This window comes from Nostoc sp. (assembly GCF_036919615.1).
Taxonomy (GTDB): domain Bacteria; phylum Cyanobacteriota; class Cyanobacteriia; order Cyanobacteriales; family Nostocaceae; genus Nostoc.
Genome location: NZ_JBALCN010000076.1, coordinates 1 through 19667 on the forward strand (window position 1 = coordinate 1; position 19667 = coordinate 19667).

General features: G+C 43.0%; 16 protein-coding genes. 3 read left to right on the forward strand and 13 right to left on the reverse strand.

Annotated features, from left to right (window positions below; translation table 11 throughout):
• The first annotated feature begins 93 nt into the window (after positions 1–93).
• Positions 94–249: a hypothetical protein gene (locus V7K48_RS21360; protein ID WP_335075220.1), complete on the forward strand. Its 156-nt coding sequence runs from the start codon at positions 94–96 to the stop codon at positions 247–249.
• 241 nt (positions 250–490) lie between these two features.
• Here the strand turns inward: V7K48_RS21360 and V7K48_RS21365 are convergent, their stop codons facing one another.
• Positions 491–1168: a hypothetical protein gene (locus V7K48_RS21365; protein ID WP_335075205.1), complete on the reverse strand. Its 678-nt coding sequence runs from the start codon at positions 1166–1168 to the stop codon at positions 491–493.
• A 115-nt stretch (positions 1169–1283) separates the two neighbouring features.
• Complete coding sequence (locus tag V7K48_RS21370; RefSeq protein WP_335075206.1) at positions 1284–3266, reverse strand: heavy metal translocating P-type ATPase; 1983 nt, start codon at positions 3264–3266, stop codon at positions 1284–1286.
• 253 nt (positions 3267–3519) lie between these two features.
• Here V7K48_RS21370 and V7K48_RS21375 point away from each other — a divergent pair, with 253 nt between their 5' ends.
• Complete coding sequence (locus V7K48_RS21375) at positions 3520–4857, forward strand: Nramp family divalent metal transporter (RefSeq protein WP_335075207.1); 1338 nt, start codon at positions 3520–3522, stop codon at positions 4855–4857.
• Between the two features lie 763 nt (positions 4858–5620).
• Here the strand turns inward: V7K48_RS21375 and V7K48_RS21380 are convergent.
• On the reverse strand, positions 5621–7243 hold the full coding sequence (locus V7K48_RS21380; RefSeq protein WP_335075208.1) for an outer membrane protein assembly factor BamB family protein: 1623 nt from the start codon (positions 7241–7243) through the stop codon (positions 5621–5623).
• Between the two features lie 40 nt (positions 7244–7283).
• Positions 7284–7412: a hypothetical protein gene (locus tag V7K48_RS21385; RefSeq protein ID WP_335075209.1), complete on the reverse strand. Its 129-nt coding sequence runs from the start codon at positions 7410–7412 to the stop codon at positions 7284–7286.
• An 871-nt stretch (positions 7413–8283) separates the two neighbouring features.
• Between V7K48_RS21385 and V7K48_RS21390 the strand changes: the two genes are divergently transcribed.
• Positions 8284–8667, forward strand: coding sequence for a hypothetical protein (locus V7K48_RS21390; protein ID WP_335075210.1), 384 nt, complete (start codon positions 8284–8286; stop codon positions 8665–8667).
• Between the two features lie 278 nt (positions 8668–8945).
• Here the strand turns inward: V7K48_RS21390 and V7K48_RS21395 are convergent, their stop codons facing one another.
• From V7K48_RS21395 to der, 9 genes are all read right to left on the reverse strand, one after another.
• Complete coding sequence (locus V7K48_RS21395; RefSeq protein ID WP_335075211.1) at positions 8946–11621, reverse strand: DEAD/DEAH box helicase; 2676 nt, start codon at positions 11619–11621, stop codon at positions 8946–8948.
• A gap of 151 nt (positions 11622–11772) precedes the next feature.
• Complete coding sequence (gene proC / locus V7K48_RS21400) at positions 11773–12591, reverse strand: pyrroline-5-carboxylate reductase (RefSeq protein WP_335075212.1); 819 nt, start codon at positions 12589–12591, stop codon at positions 11773–11775.
• A 99-nt stretch (positions 12592–12690) separates the two neighbouring features.
• On the reverse strand, positions 12691–13290 hold the full coding sequence (locus V7K48_RS21405; RefSeq protein WP_335075213.1) for a cell division protein SepF: 600 nt from the start codon (positions 13288–13290) through the stop codon (positions 12691–12693).
• A gap of 84 nt (positions 13291–13374) precedes the next feature.
• The gene (locus V7K48_RS21410) at positions 13375–13626 is read right to left on the reverse strand and encodes a hypothetical protein (RefSeq protein ID WP_335075214.1); all 252 of its coding nucleotides are present in this window, start codon (positions 13624–13626) and stop codon (positions 13375–13377) included.
• A 47-nt stretch (positions 13627–13673) separates the two neighbouring features.
• On the reverse strand, positions 13674–14342 hold the full coding sequence (locus V7K48_RS21415) for a YggS family pyridoxal phosphate-dependent enzyme (protein WP_335075215.1): 669 nt from the start codon (positions 14340–14342) through the stop codon (positions 13674–13676).
• Positions 14339–14617 carry a transcriptional coactivator PipX gene (pipX, locus tag V7K48_RS21420; protein WP_100898955.1) on the reverse strand — a complete coding sequence of 93 codons (279 nt, stop codon included), beginning with the start codon at positions 14615–14617 and terminating at the stop codon, positions 14339–14341. The genes V7K48_RS21415 and pipX overlap by 4 nt, the downstream gene beginning before the upstream one ends.
• Before the next feature lie 470 nt (positions 14618–15087).
• Positions 15088–16590, reverse strand: coding sequence for an anthranilate synthase component I (locus V7K48_RS21425; RefSeq protein WP_335075216.1), 1503 nt, complete (start codon positions 16588–16590; stop codon positions 15088–15090).
• Positions 16591–16707: 117 nt separating this feature from the next.
• On the reverse strand, positions 16708–17628 hold the full coding sequence (locus tag V7K48_RS21430) for an energy-coupling factor transporter transmembrane component T family protein (RefSeq protein ID WP_335075219.1): 921 nt from the start codon (positions 17626–17628) through the stop codon (positions 16708–16710).
• A gap of 181 nt (positions 17629–17809) precedes the next feature.
• Entirely contained in the window at positions 17810–19180 is a 1371-nt protein-coding gene (der, locus tag V7K48_RS21435) for a ribosome biogenesis GTPase Der (protein ID WP_335075218.1), read from the reverse strand.
• Positions 19181–19667: the final 487 nt, after the last annotated feature.

Below are 19667 nucleotides of genomic sequence, written 5' to 3' on the forward strand. Positions count from 1 at the left end.
CGATTTCAATCTTAAAAGGGCGGCTCATGGCTATTTTAATTTATCGAGTTTCTTTTCTCCATTATATGCAGCTTCATATAAAATTGGTATGAGATGGTTCTACCTCGTCAAGCAAATCTCGGATACGGTTATCGCTTGGAATCTGATGCACACCAAACAGGCTTTGGGCATTCGGTGGCATTGTTAATGCGTTCCTCTGCAATACCAATGCATCCCAATACAATGTTAATGCGTCGGCTGCATTGTTAATGCATTCCAATACAATGTTAATGCATCGGCTGCATTGTTAATGCGTCCCCTTGCAATGCCAATGCATCCCAATACAATGTTAATGCGTCGGTGGCATTAGTTAATGCGTTTCTCTACAATACTAATGCATCTTCCTGCATTAAAAACGCTACGCTTTTATGCAAAACTGTAATTAGTATTAAGAACGTTGTCTCCATAGTTTCTCTACGCCCTAGCAAGCAAACTGATGTTTAGCATATCACTACTCACTTGGGTTGAGTACAACGATAATTTCTGCTAACCTGATTCCCAAAGGTTTCCAGTGAGGATTGCTGGAGGAAAAAGTACTGTCCCCAGAAACTGCTTGGTAGTCATTAGGGAACTTTTCGTAAGCATTAAGAGCCGTGTCTACTCGTAAAATCAGTTTGCCTTGATAGCGGGATAATTTACTACTATCCAACAAAATAGTACCGCCGTAGTCCCACGCCAATCCATAGAGTTTAAAGTTACCTAATTTCTTGCGTAACTCGCTCAAGGGGGTTCCGACTCCAATACCTTCGCGGGTTTTCCAAGCTGAACCCAAGTTACGCACATCTAGAGGTTTAGTACGAGTCTTATCGCTCCAAACTACCAAGAATGATCGCCCCTGATTTAGGTTTACCTGCGTAGCTGCAAAACTACCCATTCCTTCAGGGCCTGAAATGATTTTATCAACGAGCTGCGATGTACCAAACAGCTTTACTAAATCTTGCTTAGTGGTTGTGCGTGTTATCGGCCCTACCCTTTCCCCAGGAACAATTAAAGTGTTTGTTAAAGGTTGCGATTTAGCAACAGTAACTGGATTATGGATTTTCTGTGGTAATGCAAAGGCTGGGTTTGCTGAATAGTTTAGCAGTAAAGCTAAAGTAGCTGTAGCAATGCCTTTGATTGATGAATTCATGGATTCTATTTTAGGTAGCAGAATATGAGGGAGAAGTGTTAAATAAACAACTCCTTACTCATCAATTTTAACTACTACAAATTCTCAATTACAGATTCCTGATTTTCCAAAAATTTTATTTCATCGCTCTTGTTGCATTGAAAATTGCCAGCATTGCTACTCCGACATCAGCAAAGACAGCTTCCCACATTGTCGCTATACCTAAAATACCCAATCCAATAAATACAGCTTTAATTGCTAAAGCAAACCCAATATTTTGCCAAACAATTTGCCTTGTTTTTCTAGCGATTTGTATTGCTTCTGCCACTTTTGACGGTGCATCTGTCATGATCACAATATCGGCAGTTTTTATCGCCGCATCTGAGCCTAACCCACCCATTGCCATGCCAACATCTGCTCTCGCAATCACAGGCGCATCATTAATGCCATCGCCAACAAAGGCAACTTTACCATGCTTGCCGGCGCTACTGAGTAACTTCTCAATGGCATTAACTTTTTCTTCAGGTAATAACTCTGCTTCATAAGCATCTATGCCAAGCTGTTCAGCAATCTGAGAAGCGATCGCTTGATTATCTCCTGTCAACATTACTGTTTTTTCTACACCCATTCGCTTGAGTGCCTGAATAGCAAGTCTTGCATCTTCTTTGAGTTCATCAGCAATGACAATATACCCAGCGTAAATATCATCCACTGCTAAATGAATAACTGTTCCTTCTAACTGGCAATTATCATGAGCAATCTTCTCTTTATGTAATAGGCGATCGCTTCCCGCTATTACTATCTGATTTTTAACCTTAGCCCTAATTCCATAACCTGCTATTTCTTCATAATCTCTCACATCTAATGCATCTATTTTTTCACCATAAGCATTGCGGATAGATTGGGCAATAGGATGATTTGAATGCGATTCTACTTTGGCAGCTAATTGCAGCAATTCTTGTTCATTAAAGCCATTTAATGGTACTATTTTTGCTACTTTAAATACCCCTTTAGTTAACGTTCCAGTTTTATCAAAAATAACTGTATTGACTGCATTTAAAGCATCTAAAAAAGTAGAGCCTTTAACCAAAATACCGCGTTTAGCAGCACTTCCTATACCTCCAAAGTAACCTAATGGAATACTGATAACTAGTCCACACGGACAGGAGATAACTAGTAAAATCAGGGCACGATAAACCCATTCAGAAGGAGTTGCACCAGAAATTAATAAAGGAGGTAATACTGCAACTGCTAGAGACGTAAAAACTACGATTGGCGTGTAATATCGGGCAAATTTAGTAATAAACTTTTCTGTTTCTGCTTTTTTACTTCTGGCATTTTGCACCAAGTCTAAAATCTTAGCAATGGAAGATTCATCAAAGAGTTTTGTTACTCTAATGCTGAGAACACCCATTTTATTGATCATCCCAGCCAAAACTGTCTCTCCCAACCTTACCGTTCGCGGCACAGATTCTCCAGTTAATGCAGATGTATCAACTTGCGAATTACCATCTATAATTTCGCCGTCTAAGGGAATCTTTTCTCCAGGCTTGACAACGATAATATCCCCAATTTTTACTGTTTCTGGTGATACTTTCTTGAGTTCTCCCTCTATTTGAATATTGGCATAGTCTGGGCGGACTTCCAATAATGCTTTGATGGAATTACGTGAACGACTAACGGCAATATCCTGGAATAATTCCCCAATTTTGTAAAATAACATGACTCCGACAGCTTCGGGTAATTTATGAATTGCGATCGCCCCTAGTGTCGCTACTGTCATCAAAAATGTTTCATCAAATATTCTACCTCTGAGTATATTACGTCCAGCCGTTTTTAAAACACTCCATCCACTTAATAAATAGGCTGGGATGAATAGCAGATATTCACCTATTGAATAGAATGTATTGTGTAATTGATTTTCAAAAATTACACCAGGCGCATATAAACTTAAAATCACTACCAAAGGCAATACCTCATTTTTCAGATTGAATTCGCCACCGTGGTCGTGATTGTGATCATGGTTATGATTCTCATCATGATCATGGTTATGATTCTCGTGATGATCATGTTCACAGTTGGAACAACCTGAAGATTCTAAATGTACTTTTTGCTTCATTTTTTCTGTTGAGTTGAGGTTAGTAAGTTATTTGATATATAAGCCTTTGATCAAATGTAATGAAAAAAAGAAGTTTTTACAAGTTGCTAATTTAAGAACGAGAATCTATATCAATACAAAATTTAGGTTTATTGTTGAATTTTTCTACTAATATTTAATTAATATCAAGATTTGTAACCTTCTCAAAGTAGCTATTGTTGTCAGTGGCTAAAAAAATTATGAGAGAATTATGAAAAACTAAGAGTGTAAACAAATGCCCTTTCCAGACAAGCCGATCAGGAAGCCCAGCCTACCTGAAGTTCACCGCAGTATTAAAATTCCTAACACCAAAAGCATCTGGCGTAAGATGCTGGCTTATGCAGGCCCAGGATATCTCGTATCTGTAGGGTATATAGACCCTGGTAATTGGGCGACTGACTTAGCTGGCGGGGCTAAATTTGGCTATGCGTTGCTAACGGTGATTATGCTTTCCAACTTGATGGCGATTTTAATGCAATCGCTGTGTGTGCGGTTGGGAGTAGCAACGGGGCGGGATTTAGCGCAGGCTTGTCGAGATCACTTCAGTCCACGTGTTAACTTCGGGTTATGGGTACTTTGTGAGATAGCGATCGCAGCTTGTGACTTAGCGGAAGTTTTGGGAAGTGCGATCGCGCTGCAACTGCTTTTTGGCATTCCCCTGAGTTGGGGCGTGTGCATAACAGCCCTAGATGTAATTGTATTGTTACTGCTACAAAACAAAGGATTTCGCTATACAGAAGCTTTGGTAATTTTGTTGGTAGCAACTGTAGGCGTCTGCTTTGCAGCAGAAATCATCTTTTCACATCCTGATTTGGGCGGAGTTTTATTAGGATATGTTCCCAAAATAGAAATTGTGCAGAACCCAGAAATGCTTTACATTGCTATTGGCATTTTGGGGGCAACGGTGATGCCACACAACTTGTATCTGCACTCATCAATAGTGCAGACGCGGGATTGGGAATCAACATCCCAAAAGAAATGGGAAGCTATTAAGTTTAGCACAATCGATTCTACGGTTGCTTTATGTTTCGCCTTGTTTATCAACTCAGCAATTTTGATTATAGCTGCTGCCACTTTTCATTTTTCTGGTTATCAGGATGTTGCAGAAATTCAAGATGCTTATAAATTGCTCTCTCCTTTATTGGGTGTGAATGCTGCTAGCGCAATTTTTGGCTTGGCATTACTTGCTTCTGGACAAAGTTCAACCCTTACTGCAACTTTAGCAGGGCAAATTGTCATGGAAGGCTTTTTGAATCTGCGTTTGAAACCTTGGTTACGTAGGTTATTTACGAGATTAATTGCGATTATCCCAGCATTAATTTCAATTATGCTTTTGGGAGAAAAGAGTACAGGCGGCTTACTAATTTTCAGTCAAGTTATTTTGAGTTTACAGCTATCATTTGCTGTAGTGCCGTTGGTGATATTTACAAGTAATAAACGCTTAATGGGTGAATTTGTTAATCCTTTGTGGCTGAAAACTTTATCGTGGTTAGTAGCGATTGTTATCGGTAGTTTAAATGCTTGGCTGTTATTGCAAACTATTTCAAGCTGGCTGTTTCCGAGTTTTAGCTAGTAGTCTGTCTGATTAATTTTCAGGGGGCTGAGAAACGAACCGCATTCGCGCAGCGTCTGTCTGCGACACGCTGCGCGAACGCAGAGAAGGACGCAAAGAGCGCAAAGGAAGAAAAATTAAGAATGAGTTCACCAATCATATTTAATGCGATAGTCCACTAGTAGTCTGTCAAGTTGAAATTGATGAGTAAGCAAGTTTGTAGTAAGGACTTTAGTCCTTACTACAAATCCTCAAAACTAACTTGACAAGCTACTAAAATGTTTATACACAGCCACCACAAATACATATTAACCAGATAAATTGTCAAAATACTATAATAACCAGGGGTTGCAAAAGCTTGAACAGGGTAATTTTAACGGAGCGATGTCTAACAACAAGCTAAAGCAGCCGCATCATGTCAACAAAAGAATTTCATTGTCAGTATCTTTAGGATTAGCCACCTTGCAATTATGCTCCGAATCTATGGCAATACCCCTCGCTTTCAGAGAGCGAGATCGGAACGTAGATTAGTGATAGACCAATTGCGCTGCACTTCAATCTGACAATTAGCATCTAATTAGGTCTTACGCACTATACAAAATAACCATCTTATGCATAAAGGTAAATACGTTGTTTCAGGCTTTTATTAATCACTCTTGATTGGTTGCGAAAGCCAAAATATCATTGAAAAATCTAGCTATAAGCCTTGAAAACTATACCTGTTACTTTGGCTTCTCTGTCAATGCGTAAGTCCTAATTGCTTGTTTAGTACTACCGCATCCCTCTATTTGGAGACTGTGAATGCGTATAGCTTATTATTAAACACGCCTAGGCCGTAGCGGCTGTAGCCGGAGCCCCAATACACCGTACCATTAACCACTGCGGCACCTGCAATCACTGACCCCCCGCTGTTAAAATCCCAGATAATTTTACCAGTTTTTGCGTCCAATGCATACATGTTATTTGAGTCTTGCCCTGATGCCAGGGAGCCAGCATACACTACTCCATTCGCTACCGTCATTGGAGCCTGATCCTTCGCACCTGCTGGGTCCGCAGTTTGCCAGATAATCTTGCCAGTCGCTGCGTCGAGCGCACTCCATGACCCACCTGTGGTAGTCTTACCCGAGGGTTGTAGCTTGTACTCCTGGGATTGAGCGTTTGAGATGGCGACATAAATTTGTTGACCATCTGTGGCTGAACCCCACTGGATTCCACCCGTTGTGCCACCAGGGCCAACGATTTGGCTCCAGACGATTTGACCGCTATCCCGGTCAAGCGCCCAAAAGACGCCGCTCTTCTGCCCAGCGCCGACTAAGTCGCGCGGTTGTCCAGCATTTTTAACGGTAAAGAGCATGGGCCCCTGGGCGAAATCATAATCCTCTCCTTTGGGATCAGGGCAATTCCGCGCAAGGCCAAACTGGCAGGCAACATTCCACGTATCGTACCCCTCCAGCTTATTCGACCACTTAATCGCGCCGGTATCGAGATCAAGTGCCATGATCGCGTCAATATGATTGTTGGGATCGAGGCATTGCGACTGATCGCTGGGCGTTGGCGAAGAGAGATTGGCGATGCAATCTTTTGCCGTCTTGGGCACCTCGTAGTTATTGCCTGTTGCAATATATACCGAATTTCGCTTGGGGTCGATTGCTGGTGTACTACCCCACACTGCTGCGCCTGAGTAGCCACCCGGTTGGCCACCGTTGTCCGGTACGGTGTAGGTCTTCCACAATATCTTTCCGGTGGTCAAATCAACTGATGCCATGCTGCCACGGAAGGTGCAGCATTGGTAATTTGGATTTACGAAAGGGTCTCCCTCCTCCAGTGAGGCAACCCCAACGTATACACGGTTGTCATAAATCGCTGGCGACTGAGTGATAATGGCGCTTGGATGAGAGTCAAGTTTTGTCTTCCAGATTAGCTTGCCCCTATCTTTGTTAATTGCCATCAGGTAGGCACCACCCTGGCTGCCGATAATCACTTTGTTCCCCTTGACTGCTGGACTTGTGCGTGACATCGCTGTTGGGATAGTTGAGTAAGGTGTGCCCGAGCTCGCATCTGGGATACTTGGGTCACTGATGTAGTTGGCGATAGTATTTGACCAAATCTGTACACCCGTCTGTGCATCGATCTTGAACAAGTTTCCAGCCCAGTCAGGCAGGTATATAGCTCCATCTACTACCGCCGGTGTCGCTGATATCTCACCACCTGTAGTAAAAACCCATTTGGGGGACAAGGAAGCTACGTTCTTTGGTTTGAGATATCTCTCAGTCGCTTGATTGCGGGTATTTTTTAAGTTCTGACCACCCAACTTCCACTCACCATTCCACTTCCACTCGCCATTCCACTTCCACTGGCTATCATTAGCACGACTAACAATCGTTGGCACGAGCAGTATCAATGCCATTGTAACAACTCCAACTGCTCGAAGGTAAAACGAATAACTTTTAGTCACCATTACCAAGTTCCACTACTACTACTACTAAAGACAATCTGTTATGGCTCTGTTGTACTTTTGGTAAAAAAGCCATAATTGCTGATAGCCTACCATAAAGTAAGTAGGTAGATAACCTCATATCTTGCACCTGATAAAAACAATCAGTATTAATCAAGAACAAGAAAATAAAAGTAACATTTAAAAATAAAACTTATATTTCTGCTACTGATATAATAAACTACATTTACTTTCAGGATATATACAAAAGACATATACAAAAACAGGAATTCAGGGGGTCGATACCTGAGTAGGTGCTAACTATATGAAGCGATAGGCAAGATTGAGTCACAAGCAAAGGCTTTGCTGTAATGACAAAGATACGCTGACGGATTCACGATGAATTGGATTGTAAAGTCAGTTTGATGGCAACCTAGTAAATATAATTTTATGTATCCAATGATTCAATTATTTTAGTATTAATGATTAGTCATTCAGGTGATGATAAGCTAATTCACATTTTGAAAAAATATTTGATTTATTTTATTTATCATTCCATCAATTTTTACAATTATCTATGTCATTTTGAAATCTTCCTTAGTTTTTATTAGTAAATAAGATGCGTTTACCCTGAATAACAAGCCCTGATGCTCGTGACGCTGGCGGACTAGCTAACGCCCTTGGGAGAAGAGACGCTACACGAAGGCACAGCCTCTGGTAGAGAAGACTGCGACCTTCTTACCGCTACGCGTCTACGCAGACTTTAGCCAGGTAAGTAGATCAACCTAATTAAACAGCAAACGCTCAGGACATAAAAGCGCGACTTCTGAGCAAAAGTTGGGGTTCTAGATATTATGTTTATTTATACAAACCTAATTTGTGATCAAACTGGGTAGATAGGGAACTTTCTTAGATAACAAGTGTCGACCTAGCTATTCTTAGAGAAAACTCACTTGAAGTTTAAAAGTGAATAGAATACCCTAAGCTAGTAGACAATTTTCTCAAGGAAATCTATGAACAAAAAAGTTCTCTTGAATTTGCTTTCCACTTCCTCAATTTTTGTGTCTATGATGTCTACGCTGGCAGTATTTCATCCTGCCCATGCTAGTACTAACATTACACAGAGATTAATGCACACAGAAGACGGTCGTACTTGTATCACTAACCCACATGGGGGAAAAGATTTTGTGTGCATTCGAGATTCAGAGAGAAAGCAGCCGTATACCTCATCTACGCGTTCCTCAACCATTGTCACATCGGTATCAAATCAGAATGTTGCCATGTTGAACTTTACTGAGGAGGAAAGCGATGCTGCAATTAAGTTATTTAATTGTGACTGTCCATTGTGTATAAATTCTTTGCGACAATTGCGTGGTACTGGAAACTTAGTCTACTAAGGTTGCAGAGGGCTGATCGCGACTATAACTTCTGTTAGATACACGTGATTAATCGCGTATAGAAGATATACGAAACCAAAAAAGCATTTTTAACTACGTACCACTACTATTATTTGGTCAAATCTAAATTCATTGTTGGGAGGGTTTGTAATACTACTCCAAACCCCTCAAATTAATGTTGACGAAGAGGACACACACAGAGAAAAAGACGCAAACATGGACAGATGCTCTTACACACACAAATTATTGAATACTCTCTGTGCGTAAGAGTATCCTGTTTATTCAACCACTTCATTCACAGGGAATCTATCAATCAACTGCATCGCCCGATAGGCATTACGCTGAAAAGAGTCTGGCAAATGGGGAACGTGAGGTATTTGCGATAATAAATCCAACGTCCGCCGTAAAATTCTCACGACATCGCCTTCATCCAAAGTGGTATTCTCACAGAGTTCTGTCCACTCCATTCCCAGCGCCCATTGTTCAACTATGGCAATTAACTCAAACTCCAACCATATAGGCAGCGCTACGTTATACCGCCGTTGTAGTTGGAACATTTGGCGGCGAATTCCCTGCAATTTTTTCAAGGCTTCTGCCACTTCATTACTAAGTTCGTAGTTAACCTTGCTATCTGGACGCGGCGTTTCCATCACCAAAGCCGCTGCTGCTGCTGCTAAATGATGCGGATCTAAGTTGCCCAATTCCCCACTAGCGAATACTAAACCCAGCCATAATTCATTCTCACCTCGAATGGCAGCAGCGATTCGCCCTAATTGTGTGGGAACTAAGTTATCCAAACCGCCAAAGTGTTGCAGAATTGCGATTAAATTGAGAAACTCTTCCCAATGACGTTGTGACTGTTGCTCTACTTGCCCTTGCAACTGTTCGAGTTCGGCTTCTAGTTCCACATAGCGGGCCCGGCGCTTGAAAAGCGTTGCAGCGTTGCCTGATTGATGTAGGGGATGAGCTTCTAATTGCTCTTGGACAGCGGCAGTACGACTGAGTTGTTCTGCTACTTCTGGTGCCAGATGCAAAGATTCTACCGGATTGGGAATACGCACAGCGATCGCAAAGGTTTCTTCATTGCCACGGCGCGACTGTCCAGGCTTTAAAGGCATTTCTGGCGGTGGTAGTACATCAGGCGGCATCTCAACTCGCGGCAGTTCGGCATACAAATCGACTACATCCCCTGTGGTTGCTACATACCAGCGGTTATCATGTCCCAAGCATACCAAGTAAGGAGCTTGACCAGAACCAGGCGATTTTGCCACTAATACTGCGGTTACGGGTGAAGACACTGTGATATTTTTGCCCTTGAGACTCAACAGAGTTCCTGACACTGCAAAGCCCAACATCATCCCCAACTCTTCTTGTCTATCATCCTGCGCTTGTTCTTGCAGGGTTTTTAATATCTGGCGTTCCACTTTCAGGCGTTGCCGCAATTTCTCATAAATAGCCAGTTCATTTTCATCGACTGCGACGATTTGCTCATGAAGTTGAGCTAATTGTGTTTGCAGTTGGGCAATCTCATCGTATTCTGGTCTTAAATGCAAGGTGGCCATGTACTGCCCAAAACTGCGTTCTATCAGTTCCCTGGTTTGCTCTAGGGTGTGGGTTTGCAGCAAATTGAGTACCATGCCATAACTAGGCGTAAACTGGCTGACTAGGGGGTCTGGCTTGGATGTTCCCAAATAAGCGGCTTCTTTGGCTCCTTCAAAGGGAGTTTGGACTGTCACCACGTGACCTTGTTTATCCATCCCGCGGCGGCCTGCTCGTCCCGCCATTTGCAAGAATTCGGAAGCATTCAACAGGCGGTGTCCAGTGTCGGTACGCTTGGAAAGGGTGGAAATTACCGTTGTCCGGGCAGGCATATTAATTCCCGCTGCTAGTGTTTCGGTGGCGAATACTACTTTAATCAGCCCCTGCTGAAATAGTTCTTCTACCAGTACTTTCCAAGCGGGCAAAATTCCGGCGTGGTGGGCAGCAATTCCCCGGTACAAGGGTGCAATTTGTCCAGAACGCCCTGCTTCAGGATTACGGGCTAAAAAGTCATCAATCTGTTCCCGTAAAATTTGGGACTCTTCACTATTTACTAGCCATAAATCTCCCACTTCTGCGACCGCTTTATCACATCCCCGACGGCTGAAGATAAAATAAATCGCTGGTAGCATATCCCGTTGCTCTAACTGGCTCAAGGTATAAATTATGCCAGGAGCCTCAGGTCTACCATTTCTCCCCCTCTCCCTTTCTCCCCCTCTCCCCTTCTTTTTCTGAAGGCGGGGGTTAATTTTAGTTTTGCTATCATTCAGCAGGGGAAATAACCCTTTGGGATTGCAAAAGTGAAATTCTAAGGGGACTGGACGGAAATCGGAGTAAATTAGATCAGTTGGGCCGTGAACACGATTTAGCCAATCGGTGAGTTGATCACTATTGGCAACTGTTGCTGAAAGGGCTGCCAGTTGAACTTCACGGGGACAATAGATGATTGATTCTTCCCAAACTGTACCGCGCTGGCGATCGTTCATGTAGTGGCACTCATCAAGTATCACAGCTTCAACGTCTACTAATGAGATGCCAATTTGCCCAATGGGTGTGCCATAGAGCATATTTCGGAAAATTTCTGTGGTCATTACCAAAATCGGTGCATCCCTGTTAATGGAAGCATCTCCAGTTAACAGTCCGACTTGATCAAACCCGAATTTTTCTCGAAAGTCACGTAATTTTTGATTCGACAGCGCCTTCAGGGGAGTGGTATAAAATACACGTTTTCCTCGCGTTAGGGCGCGATAAATGGCGTATTCCCCGACTAATGTTTTGCCCGAACCTGTAGGCGCACATACGACTACGGAGCGTCCGGCGTTTAGGGACGCGATCGCTTCTTTTTGAAACTGATCCAGTTCAAAGGGAAATATAGACCCTAAGTCAAGTTCTGGAGACGGCGCAGGATAATTCACTCAATCACATTTGCAACCAGATTGTTTACTATACTAACGAGTCTTTTGTCAACTTCGTTAGGTTAGGAGTTAGAAGTGAGGAGTTAGAAGTTAAAACTCATAACTCATAACTTCTGTACAGACGCGATTAATCGCGTCTGTACTCCTAACTTTATTTTCCCAGCTCTTGCGATCGCTCTGTGGCAGCTTTTACTGCTTCAATTAAAGCTGAACGAAATCCTGCCTGTTCTAGCTTGGAAATCCCGGCAATGGTTGTACCACCGGGACTGGTAACCCGATCTTTGAGTTCTGCTGGGTGCATTTTGGTTTTCTCCAACAGTTTCGCTGTTCCCAGTACGGTTTGCAAGGCTAGTTGATTGGCAATTGCTCTAGGTAAACCTGCGGCTACTCCGCCATCAGCAAGTGCTTCTACCAACAGTGCCACGTAAGCTGGGCCGCTACCAGATAGTCCTGTGACTGCATCCATCAGCGCTTCTGATACTTCCACAACTTCCCCCACAGCAGAAAAAACTTGCTGTGCTATTTCGTGGTGCTTGGGACTGGTATATGCACCTGAACAAATCGCGGTAATTCCCGCTCCCACAATTGCTGGGGTGTTGGGCATTGCTCTAATCACTGGCAATTGCACAAATGCAGCTTCTAGCTGACTTAAAGGTACACCCGCCAAGATAGAAATGATCAGGGGTAAATGTTCTGTATTCAGAATATCAATATCTGCTAATTCTTGAGCAAGCGCACTAAACACCTGCGGTTTCACTGCCAAAAAGATAACTTCTTTTGCTTGGGTGAAAACCTGGCTATTATCTGTCGTCACAGCAACATCGTATTGCTGTTTTAAAAAATCTAGGCGTGAAGATAGCGGTTCACTAACTATGACTTCTGATGATTGATAAATTCCACGCGCAATCAGGCAGGATAAGAGCGCTTCTCCCATTACCCCACCACCAATTAAGCCAAATTTTATAGTCATTGATCATTAGTCATTAATCGTTTGTCGTTTGTCATTTGTCACTATGATTAAAACCCAGGACAAATGACAAAGGACAAAGGACTAACAACTAATTTAACTTTATTGTGCCATCCGGTTAGTTTCGTTGCCCCAGGTTTGATTTGGAGAAGCTGGAGGACGAGAGGGACGTGCTGGCGGTTGTGGTACTTCATGAAGAACGCCACCTTGGGTGCTAACTTGGACACAGCTTGGCGTAAACAAAAAGATGCTCTCGCCTATGCGCTCTTGATGTCCATCTAGTGCGTAAGTACCACCTGCAACAAAATCTACTGCTCGTTGAGCTTGATCTGGGTCCATGATTGTCAGATTTAATACCACTGACTTGCGTTCTCGCAACGCTTGAATTGCCTGAGGCATTTCTTCAAAGGTGCGTGGTTCAAGTACTAAAACTTCCGAAATTCCGTTAATTGCTCCTGGCATACCAATCACATTCCCCATTGGCTTTGAACCTGCTGCTATATCATCTCCCATTGTAGGCACTGGTTCCCGCCAGCGTCGATTTTGAGCGGTTGCACTCTCTTGTGGTGCTGGTTGGGGATTTTCTTGCTGATACAGATTTTGGTAATTATTATCTGTATCTGGTTCTTCTTCGTAATACTCGTATTCCACTTGCTCATTTAGACCCACAAAGTCTCTGAGTTTGGAAAATATATTGTTCATTGTGTGTGTACTCTCCTGGTGCGAATAGCCTGTATTGACTTGGCTTAGGATTGATTGAGTAGGAGCGATGCCTACGTCCGTAAACTACGCTACATCGGTGGATACTTCAGCAAGTCTCTTGCTATTTGTAGCCCATACTACGGGTTTTGGCGATGAACTGACACTTGTTGGAAAGGTCTGTGCATCGCCTAAACAGAATAATGAGTCAAGATTATATCCTAAGGTTTGTCCGAAGGAAAGTTCTTTATACCCCATTTTCCCTTGGCGATTGCTCTTGTCAATACTATATCCTTTGTTTCTAATTGCACCAGTCTGTGACAAAATTCTTGTCAACAAATCCTGATCTCTATTAATACTGAAGAGCAAGATTGATGACTAATAGGCTAAGAGCGATCGCCAAACAATATGGTTCCTAATCGTACCATCGTTGCGCCTGCTTGCACTGCCAGTTCGTAGTCGCCTGACATACCCATAGACAGATGCTGCATTTTAATGTGCGACCAGTTTTGCTCCTGGATTTCTTTTGCCAGTTCACGATTGAGCTTAAACACACTTAAAATTTCGGAATCATTTAATCCTGAAGGCGGAATTGTCATCAAACCTTGAATTTGTAAATTTTTGTATTGATTGAGTGTGGGTAAATCAGCCAACAGTTCTGGCACACTCCAACCGGACTTGTTGGGATCGGGAAGAATTTTCACTTGCAGGCAAACCTGGGGACTCACTCCTAGCTGTTGCGCCAATTGATCTAAGCGCTGTGCCAGCTTCAAGTTATCGACAGAGTGAATCCAAGGGAATTGCTCGATCGCTTTTTTGGCTTTATTGCTTTGCAAATGTCCAATAAAGTGCCAGGTAATATCTGGTAAGTCTTGCAACTCGGCTTGTTTGCTGGCGGCTTCTTGGATACGACTCTCCCCAAAATCACGAATTCCTGCGGCATAGGCAGACCGAATGGCCTGGGCAGAAGCTTGCTTGCTAACAGCAATCAATCGGACTGAAGTTGGCAGTGAGGAGCGAATGGAAACAATACGTTCGGAAATCGAACTACTCATTGGAAGGTGCGTTGGAAAACACTCTGAAGCTGATCGTACTCCTGAGATTGTCCACTGCGACGCAGGGTACGTAAGCGATTTTCCAACATCATTCTAGCCTCAGTCCGTCCTAGAGACTGGAATTTAACACCTTTAACGTCATTTGCGACCAAAAAAAATAAGCGCTGGGCATAAAGTGTGGTGAACAAATCCTGGTTGTCATCAACCATACAGATTTTGTAAAGTAAACCCCAAGTTGGATGGTTTATGTAAGTTTCTGCGTTTTCTGGATTCATTTAAGAGTCAAGGTGTAGTCAAGGTGGGAGTATGTATATCTTTTCGCAGTGAATTCCAAACATTCAGACGATAATAACTTTCTTTCGCCAGAATATTTGCTTAAAATACAAAACTGCGGTTACGAAGACCTTGATCTAGTTCCTAATGGGCAGATGAAGCTAGTGGTAGTGAGGCGAAATGGTACAACAGAAGCCGCGAAGCGTAGATTTAGAAAGTAGAGGCTGGTCGATAAACATCACCATCTGCTTTGGTGACTTCAGTTTACCAATCTGTTGGGACAAGGCACAAGAATAGTCCCAATCCTCTTGTCGGAAGTTCAGCGTGGCTAGGAAAAACACCCTTTGAAGTTCCCAATGGCAACAGTGAACTTTTCAACTTCTTTCCATACTGCCACAACTGTCGCCCAATGGCGCAAAATAGCTAACAGAATAGGGGAGTGGAGAGTGAGGACAGGAAAGAAAACTATCTTCTATTGATTATCTAGAATTTTCAGTGCTGCCAGTTGTGCCTGAGCTTTGTGCAGAGATTCATACCATTCTCTCTCAGGATCGCTGTCTGCGACAATTCCCGCGCCAACTTGTCCCCAGACAATGTTGAGTGCTGAGTACTGGGGAATGAGTCTTGAGTGGGAAGATGAGGAAGATGAAGAAAAATTTACTCCTCCTGCTTCTTCAGACGCGGGAGCTAGTAGCAGGGTGCGGATTAAGATATTTAAATCTAAATGACCACGCCAATCTAAATAGCCACAAGAACCGTAAAACAAGCTGCGCCGCAGGGGTTCTAATTCTTCAATAATTTCCATGCAACGAACTTTGGGACAACCTGTAATTGTGCCACCTGGGAACATGGCGCGAATCAAATCAATGGTAGTGTATTCGCCTTTTAAACTACCTTTGATGTTGCTGACAAGATGCATTACATGGCTATATCGCTCAATTGTCAGCAATTCGTCAACAGTAACCGTTCCCCATTCACAAACTCGCCCTAAATCATTGCGTTCCAAATCTACTAGCATAATGTGTTCTGCAAGTTCTTTGGTGTTGCTGAGTAAATCTTGTGCCAGTTGAATATCTTGTTCTAGTGTGACACCACGCGATCGCGTCCCAGCGATCGGTCTGGTTTCGGCTTGCCGATTTTGTAACATTACTAGCCGTTCCGGCGAACAACTGATCACTTCCCCCCAAGGCGTTTGCCAATAGCTAGCAAAAGGAGAAGGATTGATTTTTTGCAAGGCTTGGTAAATTTCCCAACCAGAAGCTGATGTAGACGCTTGAAATCGCAACGAAAGATTTGCTTGAAAGATGTCTCCAGCTTGGATATATTTTTTTGCCTGGTTTACAGCTGTTTCATAATCTGCCTGAGATGTCAAAAAGAGAGGGGGTGAAGAAGACACAGGGATGTGAGGACAGGGAGACACGGAGAATTCTTTGCCCGTGTCTTTCTTTGTTAATTTCTCCTCTAATTCATCGAGTCCACTTGTATTACTGGCGGCTAGCCAAAGAATTTGTTGCGCGTGATCCAAAACAGCAAAACAATTTGGTTCGTACCAAAAAGCTACGGGAAATGGCAGGGGATCAATTTTATCATGGGGTAGGTGTTCAATTTCCCATGCCAAATCGTAGCCTAGCCAACCTAACCAACCACCAGTGAAGGGGAGATGGCAAGATGGGGGAGCAGGGGAAGAAAATACTACCTTATCTCCCTGTATCCCTTGCTGTAACAAGTTTTCTAAGAAGGGGAAAACCTTTCCAAGTTCTGGTGTCCACATCTGTGGGATGCCATCGACTATGCGAGGAGCGCCTGCACAGATAGAATATCGGCTGAGTTGGGGATGATCGATTGGCGTTGGGTAGGGACTTTCCAGTAGGGTAGCAATTCCTGGTGCGGCGGTGGGGCGAAAAAGAGCAGCAAAAATTTCTGAACCTGTGCGCTTTTCTAAGGGTAGCGATCGCCAATACCAAGCCTTGGTCATACTGTTTATAAGCGTTGTCAATAATTAGTTAACAGGTTTTAGCCGTGAGTACAAATAACTACGACTACTGACCACTGACAAAATATAATTACCTATTACTATTTTATCGGTGCAAAATTAGACCTGAGTTCCGATAGCTAGCCGTATTCCCCAAAATACAATTAAAGTTGCAATAGCAAGCCAATCATGCCCTTTTAATCGTAAGTCATGCCACTGGACTCGATGCTCATTAGGACTGGTAAAACCCCGCACCATGATTGCATTCGCCATTTGATCAGCTCGTAAGAGCAGATTTTCTAACAATCTCTCTGCGACTGTCATCCAAACTTTGAATCCTCCTTTCAATCCCAGCTTTTTCCAATTAATTGCCCTTGTCATCACGGAGCGAAATAAGTTTTGCACTTCTTCCAAAACCAGGGGAATAAAGCGTAACGACAAGGTTAAAGTTAAAGTAATTTCTGTGACAGGCAACTTGAAGCGTCGCAAGGGTTGCATTAAGCTTTCTATACCAGATGTGATTTCTTCTGGTGCGGTTGTCAGCAGATACAGATTGGTGCTGTAAATTACGGTAAATATAAGTGTACTCAGGCGTACTGCCAAACTCAAGGAGTAGCGAGTTATTTTTACTGGGCCTTTTTGAAATATCACGTAGCTGTATTTTTTTTTCTCAACTCCTTGCTTTTGAACAATATTATTGGAGTTTGATGGCTGGGTTAATATCTGTTCATTAGCTGGCAGGCGTGGCTGATAATCTACACCCATTCCATCAGGACTAATGGCTGCGATCGCTAAGACAAAAAACGATAGCATTAATAGCCAACCCATTTGCTGCTGCCATACTCGGCGGGGAATTCTAGCAATCAAGGTGGCAATAATTAATACTACCACCAGCAGCACCCGCCAAAAGTTGTTAGCCAAAACATAGCTTGTTAAAAAGCTCATCAACCAGGCGAACTTGACTCGCGGATCGATTTTATGCAGCCAAGTTTGGGGTTGTTCTAAATAAAGTCCAAGTGGCAGCGATCGCAATAAATCCATTTTAGAGTTAAGAGTGAGGAGTAGAGACACGATTAATCGCGTCCTTATAAGAGTTAGGAGTTTTGACCTTAACTCATGACTTTCACATTGTGCCGCGATCAAACTCAAGTCGATAGGGTTTTATCGTTAGTAATTTTGGCTTTAACTTATAACTCTTTTACAGACGCGATTAATCGCGTCTCTAACTTAATTTGACGCGAGTTGCTCTATTAACATTACCACTTTCGACATCACGGACTTTTTTACTCCGCCACAGCAAAATAATTGGCGTGCCTTTAAATCCTAGCTGTTGCCGGAATTGGCGTTCAATGTAGCGGCGGTAGTTGTCGTTGAAGCGTTTGGAATCATTGACAAATAAGGCGATCGTTGGTGGTTGGCTACTTACTTGTGTACCATAATAAATCTTGCCCTGACGCCCACCACGGGATGCTGGCGGTGAATGCCAACTCACAGCATCTGTTAAGACTTCGTTGATAACTGATGTGCTGACACGGCGTTTGTGTGATTCAGCCGCCGTTTTCACCAACTCGAGAATTTTTTCTACCCGTTGTCCTGACAAGGCACTCACAAAAATTGTTTCTGCCCATTCGGTAAAATGTAACCGTGATTGCAGAGTTTTTTCGTAGTCGTAGATTGTATAAGAGTCTTTTTCGACAGCATCCCACTTATTTACGACGATGATGCAAGCTCGACCTTCCTCGATAATCCGCCCAGCTAATTTTTGGTCTTGCTCGGTGACTCCATCTACGGCATCTAATACTAATAAAACCACGTCAGCACGGCGAATCGCTTTGAAAGCACGGTTAATACTAAAGAATTCTGTGCCGTATTCTATGTGTTTCTTCTTGCGAATACCGGCGGTGTCAATTAAGCGATAGGTTTGTCCGTCTCGTTCAATGACGGTATCAATAGCGTCGCGGGTGGTGCCGGAAATCGGGCTGACAATTGCCCTTTCTTCCCCGACAAAAGAATTGAGTAAGCTCGATTTGCCCACATTCGGGCGTCCCACGATTGCTACTTTGATTTCATTAGTTTCTGGGATGTCTTCAATAGCAGGTATGTGATTAATTAACTCGTCGAGCAACTCTCCTGTACCACTGCCATGAATTGCGGAGACGGGGTAAGGTTCGCCCAATCCCAATTCCCAAAACTCTGCAGCTTGCATTAAGCCTTGTTCTGGGGATTCACATTTATTTACAGTTAGTAGCACAGGTACGGGTTGTTGGCGCATCCATTCGGCGATTTCTAAATCTGCCGATGTGGGGCCTGTTTGACCATCTACTACAAAAATAGCGGCACATGCTTCTGCAAGCGCTGTCATTGCCTGCTGGCGAATCAGTGGTAAAAATTCGGTATCATCATTAAAGACTAAACCACCAGTGTCTACGACTAAAAATTCGCGACCATTCCAGAAAGCTGGCAGATAAGTGCGATCGCGTGTCACTCCCGGTTCATCATGGACAATCGCCGTTTGTTCCCCGGCGAGTCGATTAACCAGGGTGGATTTGCCCACATTTGGGCGTCCGATAATTGCAACAATTGGCAGTGCCATAAAACCAGGGTAAGTGAGAGACGTAGTATATCACGTACTTACATTTTACTCACTTTAACCTTGAAGTTTTAATAATTTCCCAACTATTGGATCTGAACAATAGGAACTACCGTACTACCTAGCGCTTCAGCAGACACGCTCAAGTCCAAACGGTTTTGAAATATGATCACAACCGCCAGCGTTTGCTCTCAATAGATGAGTGATTCAATATCAGAACTTATTTAGAAAAAAAACCTAAAAATCTTCAGATGGGGGAGTTAGATATTGTTAATTTGCTTTCTTGTGGGGATTTTTGAAGATAAAATGGTTGTCAACTTTTACGCTGATCATTTGTGCAGCGAATTGGTAAATGTTCCTGATCGGCTTTGATAGCTTAGAGGTTGAACAAAAAAAGGTAGTGGTAAATATGTAGTGAAATCTGATATTTTCTAACTCAAATTATTCGTTTGTAGCTGTTAAAATTTTAATTATATTTAACTAACTAATT